This is a genomic window from Chamaesiphon sp. OTE_8_metabat_110, from assembly GCF_031382685.1.
In the GTDB taxonomy this organism is placed as follows: Bacteria; Cyanobacteriota; Cyanobacteriia; order Cyanobacteriales; family Chamaesiphonaceae; genus Chamaesiphon.
Genome location: NZ_JANMZA010000611.1, coordinates 1 through 2,926, shown reverse-complemented (window position 1 = coordinate 2,926; position 2,926 = coordinate 1). Strand labels below are relative to the sequence as shown.

Below are 2,926 nucleotides of genomic sequence, written 5' to 3'. Positions count from 1 at the left end.
GGAAGCTGGTGAGACTTATGCTTTCGATCTGAGCGGAGATCTAGATCGACTTTCGAGCCAAGCCGATGTAGTCGAGGATCGGCTATCGATGCCCGTAATACGCTGCCGCCATCAGGGCTGTATGTCCTTTAGCACCGATTTCATCGATTTCCACGCCGATTTCAATTGCCCGATTGACCTCATCGATATTGCCGATTGTCGCCATCTCAATGAACTTTTCCACTGGGCGATTTTGTTCGCGAATTCGCCGTTTGCGAGTCGCTTGCAGCAATTGTTCGCCATCGCGATCGGCACACAGTCGAATGGTGGTATTGACTAGTGGATAGAGATAATGATAAATATCGCGGTCTTCACATTTGGCTGCGAGTAAAATTGGCGTCTCCCCCCGACTCCAGACATTGACATTCGCCCCCGCCGTAACTAACAACTGCACGACCGAGCGATGTCCGTTTTTGATGGCAGATAACAATGCCGTCCACCCATCTTGCCCGACGGGCGCATTGACGTCTACCCCCCGAGGTAACAGCATTTGAATGATTTCCACCTCACCGCGTTCGGCAGCTAAACCCAGTGCCGTAGTCGAGACACTTCCGCTGTGGGGATTGGCATTAGCACCGAGCAAACACTGCACCAGATCGATATGTCCGCGATCGATTGCCATCCCCAAGGGTGAATAGCCCAAATTCCAGTCATACCGATCGAGACTAGCACCAGCTTCGATCGCTTGCTGCACCAAATCGAGGTCGCCATCGATCGCCGCAGCCATCAGCGAACTATTGGTTGCATTTTCCTCATATACTGGTACATCATGCGACTCTCGATCGACGCCACTAACGCCAAAAATATCAGTGCTAGTTTGGGTATCGGGATCGAAGTCCGGCTCATCTTCACCGCCAATGACGGGAAATAAACTCGAATCGAGATCTGAGAGTAAGTGCGCCTCAGAATGGACGGCTGGCGCGGTCGCTGCTGGCGATGCCCCAACGAGATCGTCGAGGTCGATGGCATAAGTTTCGCCATCTTCCCAAGTCTGAGAAGCATTGAAGAGAGTTTCATCCATGCCAAATAGAAGATCGCTATCTGCAACCCGATCGCTCGATGATAAATCTAGATCGGGGAGGATTTGCGCTCTATTCTCGACAACATAAGTTTCACTTGCCCAGTCGTCATTCATCGGGATCGATCGCCGTGCTACTGCTGCATCGGCTTGGCTCGAAAGTCGATCTAGATCTATGCTCAGATCGAAGGCATAAGTTTCTCCAGCAGCGATCTCATCTTCTAGTAAAGATTGTGGGAATGGTGTGATGTTAATTTCACCCGGTTTCAATACCTCGGTGCGATCGAGCGTGACCGCTGGGTCGTGGGTTGCCGTGGCAAAGACTTCATCGAGATCGAATGTATAAGTAAGATCGGGTTCTGAGGTATGCTCCAACCAATTAACCGAATCGTCACGATTCCCATTGCCCCGTGATGAGTACTGCTCCGGCATAATTTGCTCGATTTGCGTGCTACTGTCCGGCGCGGGTTGATGGATTAAGTCGATGAGATTCTCAAACGGGATTTGTTGGGCGGTGGCTACCGATCGATCGCTATTATCGCCAGACATCGGTGAGTGCGCCACGTTGCCATGTTCTACTGGCAACACCTGTCGCGATGATGCTGGATCTAACTGTGCCTGCATTTGGGCACCAGCAGCTACGAGTAAATCGACGATTTGCAAACTCCCTTGACGGCAAGCTACCACTAAAGGTGTTTGACCCCGATCGTTGGGGCTATTGATGGCTGCGCCTGAATCGATCGCTAACTTTACCCGATCGTAGTTTGCTGCGGCGATCGCGTCAAATAGGAGCTGAGTTCTGGGATCTACACTCATGATGGCTGTGTTCGAGTTTGCTGGGTGACAGGCGATGTGCGCTGGGCACTATCCGTACTTTTAGATTTCCCACATTACCGAGCAAACTCTCGATCTCACCATTTATTTAAGCACTGATTTCCCTAAAGCCTAAGAGGGTGTTTGAAAAGGGGGATGAAGGGTATTAAATCATGCTAAACGGCGAACCACCTGAAAGCTTTTCTACCTCGTACCCCCCTTTTCAAATACCCTCTAATACCTATTGTGATTATCCAGTTTCGGCTTCTTCCCGATCTGCTGGATTGGGATTGTGCTCGATATTCCGTTCGTACCAGTTCATGAGTGGTGTTGTCGTCACGCCATGTAAAACAACCGAAATCACAATCGTCCACAGCGAGATCCATGCGACCCGTTCGCCTGCTGTCTCTTTTAACCCCGAACTTAGGGCATAGCTGAGATAATAGACCGAACCCACACCCCGAACTCCAAACCAGCCATACAACCAGCGAGTCGCCGCATCGACTGGCAACCCGATCGTACTAATCCAAGCTCCGATCGGACGAATTAGAAACAATAAGCATCCAGCAACAAGCAATCCATCTCTGGCATAGGCGAACATTGGCTCTTTCCGTAACATCGACCCCACCACCAAGATAATCCCAATCTCTGACAGCTTTTCTAGCCGTTCGATAAAGTGGAGTTGAGACATCGTTTTTTCTGTATCTCTTCGCCGTCGCATGGTGATTCCCGCCACGAACACAGCCAGAAAACCATAGCCATTAATAATTTCAGTGAAGGCATAAGCAATTAAGATCGTAGTGAGGGCAATGAAATCTTCCATCAATCCATCGACCGCATGGAATTTTTGCAGCCGCCGATCGATCCAGCGCACGATTTTGGCGACAACAAAGCCACCGACGATTCCCAGGGCGCTCGCCCAAACTAGATCGACCATAATCCATTGGTGCAACCAGTTTCGCCAATTACTATCTTTGAGTAGATACAGCCCAAAGTAGACAAATGGAAAAGCGAGTGCGTCGTTTAATCCGCCTTCTGAGGTCAATCCAAATCTGA

General features: G+C 50.1%; 2 protein-coding genes. Both read right to left on the bottom strand.

The window, feature by feature from the left end; translation table 11 throughout:
- Nucleotides 1-82: 82 nt before the first annotated feature.
- The gene (locus RMO52_RS22010; protein WP_310418579.1) at nt 83-1,873 is read right to left on the bottom strand and encodes an ankyrin repeat domain-containing protein; all 1,791 of its coding nucleotides are present in this window, start codon (nt 1,871-1,873) and stop codon (nt 83-85) included.
- A 247-nt stretch (nt 1,874-2,120) separates the two neighbouring features.
- Nucleotides 2,121-2,926: cation:proton antiporter (locus tag RMO52_RS22005; protein ID WP_310418576.1), on the bottom strand; the 806-nt coding region annotated here is incomplete at its 5' end.

What these genes read in the sequence shown, in the direction of transcription:
- RMO52_RS22010 (WP_310418579.1), bottom strand. Translation starts at nt 1,873, where the DNA reads ATGAGTGTAGATCCCAGAACTCAGCTCCTATTTGACGCGATCGCCGCA.